Genomic DNA, 5,834 nt, shown 5'->3' with positions numbered 1-5,834 from the left:
GAAATCCATGTCGACGATCGAGGCGCCGGTGGCGACCACGGCGTCGATCATGCCGAACTTCACCATGTCGCGGTACACGTGCATGCAGCCGCCGGCCGAGGTCGAACCGGCGAGGATCAGCCACGGCGAGCAGTCCTTGTCCTCGATGGCCATGTTGAAGATGTCGGCGGCACGGGCCGTGTCGCGGCTCGAGAACGACATCTTGCGCATGCTGTCGATGATCGGGCGGGCGTCGAAGGACGTGATGTCCACATGCTCGACGGTGTTCTGAAGCAGCTGGGCCTTCTGGTTCGACTGAACGGGAGCGTTCATTGCAAGGGTTTCCCTTTGGTTTGAGCGCCCGTCGTTGAAGGAAGCCATGTCGGGACGGAGCGACCGACGGGGCCCAATAGGCTCAATACCCAAACCCGTCACCCTCGGACTTGATCCGAGGGTCAGACGATCCATCCCTAATTCGTTGAAGAGCGAGGCGGGGATGGTCTGATCCTCGGGTCAAGCCCGAGGATGACGACAAAAGTTGGAGGCGTCAGCGCCGTTGCTTCTTCCGCTGGCCGGCCTTGCCCTTGGGGCGGCTCAGGCGAACCACCTTGCGGGCCTGCTCTTCCGCCGTGGTGCGCACGGTCGGGATGGAGCGCGGCGCCAGGCCGTACAGCGAGGCCATCGGGGCGTCCCCGACCGCGGCGATGTCGTGCTCGCCATAGCCGTTGAAGCCGGTCGACATGGCCACGCCATAGGCGCCGAGCATGCCGATCTCGATGAAATCGCCTTCCTGCACATCGGCCGGCAGCCAGAACGGTCCGGGCATGTGGTCGATCGAGTCGCAGGTCGGGCCGTAGAAGCGGAAGGGCTTCAGTTCGTTGGCGCTCGCGCCGTCCCGGACCAGCTTGGTCGGGAAGGGCCAGCGCGAGTGGGTCGCATCGAACAGCGAGCCGTACGAGCCGTCGTTCAGATACAGGGCGTCGCCCTTGCGCAGGTCGACGCGGCACAGGACCGACGACGATTCCGCCACAAGCGCGCGACCGGGCTCGCACCACAGTTCGGTGGTGTGGGTGACCGGCATGTCGTTGAAGCCGCGGTGGATGGCGTCGGCGTATTCGCTCATGTCCGGCGGCACCATGCCCGGATAGACCGAGGGGAAGCCGCCGCCGACGTCGACGATGTCCACGATCACGCCCGCGCGGGTGATGGCGCGGCCGACCTGGGCCATGGCGGCCTCATAGGCGGACGGGCGCATGCACTGCGAACCGACGTGGAAGCAGACCCCCATCAGGCCGTCGACGACCGCCTGGCGCGTGGCCAGCAGCAGGGACGGGGCCTGGTCCGGCGAGACGCCGAACTTGCCCGACAGGGAATAGGCCGCGCCGTCGGCCGAGACCGCCATCCGCACCAGCAGGTTCAGATCCGTGGCGCCGCCGGTGGCGTCGAGAATCTTGGCCAGCTCGTCATGGCTGTCCAGCGAGAAGGTGCGGACGCCGTGCTCGAAATAGGCGCGGGTGATGGCGCCGCGGCTCTTGACCGGGTGCATGAAGGCCAGTCGCGCGTCGGCGCTGACCGAACGGACCAGTTCGATCTCCGACAGCGATGCGACGTCAAAGGCGGTGACGCCAGCCTCGACCAGGGTCTCGATGACCCAGCGCGAGGGATTGGCCTTCACAGCATAGAAGACGTCGGCCTTTAGATTGTCCTGGAACCAGCGCGCCGCTACNTTCGTCGATCGCCAATATCGGCTACGCAGCGCGCCGCTACGGAAACCGAACGAGGCCGCACGAGTGCGACGGGACGCTCAGGGGACCGCTCGCGGACCAGGTCCAGGGGAAATGGATACGTGCGCAATTCACGTAAACCCCTGTAATTGTTAAACCCAGCCGGCGTTAGCAGCGCATAGTGTCAGACCACGGGGTCCGCCGGAAGCCGCGATGTAGGGTCACGTGACTGTCATGTAAAGCGGTTTTTTTCAGGCAGGGCTTGAGGTTAGACGAGATTGGTCCGCCAACGGACCATGCCGGCGGCGCCCATCCGCCGCTGCTCCCCGCCGCAGCCGTCGCTTCTCGGCGGGCTGGCGGTTCGGACCGGTCCGCCTGCCGTTCCGCTGGACGAAATCCTCGCGAACGTGCCATTAAGACTTGCCTCGCGGGCCTGATCGGGCCATGCGGCGCGCCCTTGCAACCGCTTTCAGCGTGTCCATGACCTCAGCCACYGCCGCCGTCGGAGGCAGTACGGGGCAGAATCGCCTNTCCGTGAAGGACGTGTCCAAGACTTTCGGCGCCCGAAAGGCCCTGAACGGCGTGTCCGTCGAGGTCGGGGCCGGAGAAATGGTCGCCCTGATCGGCCCTTCCGGGTCGGGCAAATCGACGCTGCTGCGATCGATCACCGGCCTGCAGACCATCGATTCCGGCAAGGGAACGATCAGCGTCTTCGGCGAATGCGTCCAGAAGAACGGCCGCACGACCGGCGCGACCCGCGCCGCGCGCCAGAAGCTGGGCATGATCTTCCAGCAGTTCAATCTGGTCGGCCGGCTGTCGTTGTTCTCCAACGTCATGCTGGGCGCCCTAGGCCGTATTCCGGGCTGGCAGGGTTTTCTCGGCGCCTGGCCGACGGCTGACAAGCAGCGCGCCATGGCGGCCCTGCACCGCGTCGGCGTGTCCGACTATGCGGCCCAGCGCGCCAACACCCTGTCCGGCGGCCAGCAGCAGCGCGGCGCCATCGCCCGTGCTCTCGTCCAGGGCGCCAAGGCCATCCTGGCCGACGAACCGGTCGCCTCGCTGGACCCCGTGTCCGCCCGCAAGGTCATGGAACTGCTGGTGGAACTGAACCAGCGCGACGGCATGGGCGTCATCGTCACCCTGCACCAGGTCGATTACGCCATCCGCTATTGTGAGCGGGTCATCGCCCTCAAGGCCGGCCAGATCGTCTATGACGGCCCGGCCACAGGCCTGGACACCAAACAGCTTATCGACATCTACGGTCCCGAGTTCGAGGACGCGTTCTGGGAAACCAAGGCATGACCTTCGCCCCCGTCACCCGCCGTCTCGGCCTGATCGCCGCCGCCGTCGCCATGCTCGGCCTCGCTTCATGCGGAGCCGGGGGCGAGAAGTCCGCCGCCGCGCCGACCGAACTGACCTTCTCCATCCTGTCCGCCGAGGGCCAGGCCTCGGCCGGCCCGCTGTGGCAGCCGCTGCTGGAGGACATGTCCAAGGCCATCGGCGTGCCGGTAAAGCCCTATTTCGGCTCCAACTACACCGTCCTGGTCGAGGCCATGCGCGGCAACCAGACCCAGGTCGCCTGGTTCTCGGCCAAGCCCGCCGTCGAAGCCATCGACCGCGCCGACGCCGAGGTCATCGCCCGCACGGTCAACAAGGAGGGTCTGGACAGCTACCGTTCGACCCTGATCGTCCGCACCGGCTCGGGCATCACCCTGGATCAGGTCATGGCCTGCGGCAAACGCTTCGACTTCGGCATCGGCGACGCCCAGTCGACCTCGGGCACGCTGGCCCCGATGGCCTTCCTGTTCAATCCGCGCAACATCGTCCCGGCCCAGTGCTTCAGAAACGTCCGCTCGGCCAACCACCAGTCGAACGCCTTCGGCGTCGCCTCGGGCCAGCTCGACGTGGCGACCTCGAACACGGTCAACACCGTCTTCCTGCGCAAGCAGAACCCGCAGATCGCGGCCCAGATTCAGGAAATCTGGCAGTCGCCCCCGATCCCCGAAAGCGGCATCCTGGTCCGCGAGGACCTCGATCCGGCGCTGAAGGAAAAGATCCGCAGCTTCTTCCTGACCTACGGCCAGGGCGAAGGCGTCGAGGCCGAACGCCAGCGTCAGGTTCTGGCGGGTCTGGAATATTCGCGCTTCAACGCCGCCGACGACGGCTATCTGAACCCGATCCGCGAAATGATCGCCGACCAGAAGCTGGGCGAGGCTCGCGCCAAGGGCGACGCCGCCGGCGTCGCCGCCGCCGGGCGTGAACTGCAGCGCCTGCGCAGCCTGCGCGAGGTCCAGCCTTGACCGACGCCGCCGTCAAACCGGCCGCGACGGCCATCCCCAACCCCCCGACCAAGTCGATGGCCGCCTGGGCGCTGGACATCCTGATCTGGGGCGGGGTCGGCGCCGTGCTGGTCTACAGCTTCGGGCCGGTCGAGCTGGTCAACGTCACCAAGCTGTTCAGCAACAACGAGAACACCCAGAATTTCGCGCGCGAACTGCTGCGGCCCGACTTCACCGACTGGAAGCTGTTCGTCGGCAAGATGTGGGAGACGGTGCAGATCGCCCTCTGGGGCACCTTCATCGCCGTCTTCGCCGCCATCCCGATGGGTCTGGCCGCGGCGCGCAACATCGCGCCGGTGTGGGTCGTCACGCCGGTGCGATGGTTGATGAACCTGCTGCGCTCGATCCCCGATCTGGTCATCGGCCTGCTGTTCGTCGTCGCCGTGGGGCTCGGGCCTCTTGCGGGCGTGCTCGCTATCGCCCTGAACACCGCCGGCGTGCTGGCCAAGCTGTTCTCGGAAGCCGTCGAGTCGATCGACAAGGGCCCGGTTGAGGGCGTCCGCGCCACCGGCGCCTCAAAGCTGCACGAGATCGTCTGGGGCGTGATCCCCCAGGTCGCGCCGCTGTGGACCTCCTTCGCCCTCTATCGCTTCGAGTCGAACAGCCGGTCGGCGACGGTGCTGGGCCTGATCGGGGCCGGCGGCATCGGCCAGGTGCTGTTCGACAGCATGAACGCCTTCGATTTCCGCGCCGTTTCGGCCATCGTGGTCGTGGTCGTGGTGGCCGTGACCCTGATCGACATGCTGTCCCAGGCCATGCGCAAACGCCTGCTGTAACGGCGCTTCACTCCCCCGTTGAAAAGCCCGCCGCCGCGATCGCGACGGCGGGCTTTCTTGTTTCCGCCCCGGTCAGGCGGGCCGCAGGTCCGGCGGCGTGGCCTCTTCCGTCAGGATGCGGATCGCCTCGTCCAGCGACACCACCTCCTGCGCCTGCGAGCCCAGCCGGCGGATGGCGACCGTGCCCTGTTCGGCCTCGTTCTTGCCGACCACGGCGATGACCGGGACCTTGCCGACCGAGTGTTCGCGCACCTTGTAGCCGACCTTCTCGTTNTTATTGTCCGCCGCGCCCGCGACAAGGTTGGATGCGGTGGAGGTGTAGGTAACGTAGCGTTCTTGCCGACCACGGCGATGACCGGGACCTTGCCGACCGAGTGTTCGCGCACCTTGTAGCCGACCTTCTCGTTGCGCAGATCCAGCTCGGTCCGCAGGCCGGCGGCCTTGAACCGCGCCTGCACTTCGCGCGCGTAGTCGTCGGCCTCCGAGACGATGGTCGCCACCACGGCCTGGGTCGGCGCCAGCCACAGGGGGAAGGCCCCGGCGTAGTTCTCGATCATGATGCCGATGAAGCGCTCGAACGAGCCGAGGATGGCCCGGTGCAGCATGACCGGCCGGTGCTTCTGACCGTCCTCGCCGATATATTCCGCGTTCAGACGTTCCGGCAGGACATAGTCGAGTTGNCCGCAGGTCCAGGTCCGGCCGATGGCGTCCTTGACGATGAAGTCCAGCTTGGGCGCGTAGAAGGCGCCGTCGCCCTCGGCGATGACCGGCTCGATGCCCGCCTTCTTCGAGGCGTCCAGCAGCATGGCCTCGGCCTTGTCCCAGAACTCGTCCGTGCCGGCGCGGACCTCGGGCCGGGTGGCCAGGGCGATCTCGTGCGTCTGCATGCCCAGGTCGGCGTGGATCACCTGGGTCAGGCGGATGAACCGCTCCGTCTCGTCGACGATCTGGTCCTCGCGGCAGAAGATGTGGGCGTCGTCCTGGGTGAAGCCGCGCACCCGCATCAGGCCGTGCAG

General features: G+C 66.8%; 5 protein-coding genes and 4 pseudogenes. 3 read left to right on the top strand and 6 right to left on the bottom strand.

Features of this window, described 5'->3' with window-relative positions; translation table 11 throughout:
* From ASD25_RS27355 to ASD25_RS32605, 3 genes and pseudogenes are all read right to left on the bottom strand, one after another.
* Nucleotides 1-360: deoxyhypusine synthase family protein (locus ASD25_RS27355; RefSeq protein ID WP_200943742.1), on the bottom strand; the 360-nt coding region annotated here is incomplete at its 3' end.
* Between the two features lie 166 nt (nt 361-526).
* A pseudogene (locus ASD25_RS27350) lies at nt 527-1,705 on the bottom strand (type III PLP-dependent enzyme); the annotation flags it as partial.
* 1 nt (nt 1,706) lies between these two features.
* Nucleotides 1,707-1,833: pseudogene (locus ASD25_RS32605) on the bottom strand (hypothetical protein); the annotation flags it as partial.
* A gap of 401 nt (nt 1,834-2,234) precedes the next feature.
* Here ASD25_RS32605 and phnC point away from each other — a divergent pair.
* The 3 genes from phnC to phnE form a co-directional block, all read left to right on the top strand.
* Nucleotides 2,235-3,005 (top strand): phosphonate ABC transporter ATP-binding protein (phnC, locus tag ASD25_RS27345; protein WP_235562904.1); only part of this gene is annotated, 771 nt, incomplete at its 5' end.
* Entirely contained in the window at nt 3,002-4,003 is a 1,002-nt protein-coding gene (phnD, locus tag ASD25_RS27340; protein ID WP_055829817.1) for a phosphate/phosphite/phosphonate ABC transporter substrate-binding protein, read from the top strand. The genes phnC and phnD, both read left to right, overlap by 4 nt.
* A 56-nt stretch (nt 4,004-4,059) precedes the next feature.
* Entirely contained in the window at nt 4,060-4,818 is a 759-nt protein-coding gene (gene phnE / locus ASD25_RS27335; protein WP_055829899.1) for a phosphonate ABC transporter, permease protein PhnE, read from the top strand.
* A gap of 72 nt (nt 4,819-4,890) precedes the next feature.
* On the opposite strand, the pseudogene ASD25_RS29955 reads toward phnE, so the two are convergent.
* From ASD25_RS29955 to ASD25_RS32595, 3 genes and pseudogenes are all read right to left on the bottom strand, one after another.
* Nucleotides 4,891-5,091: pseudogene (locus tag ASD25_RS29955) on the bottom strand (His/Gly/Thr/Pro-type tRNA ligase C-terminal domain-containing protein); the annotation flags it as partial.
* A gap of 1 nt (nt 5,092) precedes the next feature.
* Nucleotides 5,093-5,498, bottom strand: a pseudogene (locus ASD25_RS32600) (His/Gly/Thr/Pro-type tRNA ligase C-terminal domain-containing protein); the annotation flags it as partial.
* Between the two features lies 1 nt (nt 5,499).
* The coding region (locus ASD25_RS32595; RefSeq protein WP_304439670.1) for an aminoacyl--tRNA ligase-related protein at nt 5,500-5,834 on the bottom strand (335 nt) is incomplete at both ends.

The organism is Brevundimonas sp. Root1423, assembly GCF_001426805.1.
The sequence above is the reverse complement of the archived record's forward strand: the minus strand, read 5'-3'. Positions and strand labels throughout refer to the sequence as shown.

Bases quoted from the DNA above. Each gene is read 5' to 3' on its own strand.
- phnE (WP_055829899.1), top strand. From the start codon at position 4,060: ATGGCCGCCTGGGCGCTGGACATCCTGATCTGGGGCGGGGTCGGCGCC.
- phnD (WP_055829817.1), top strand. From the start codon at position 3,002: ATGACCTTCGCCCCCGTCACCCGCCGTCTCGGCCTGATCGCCGCCGCC.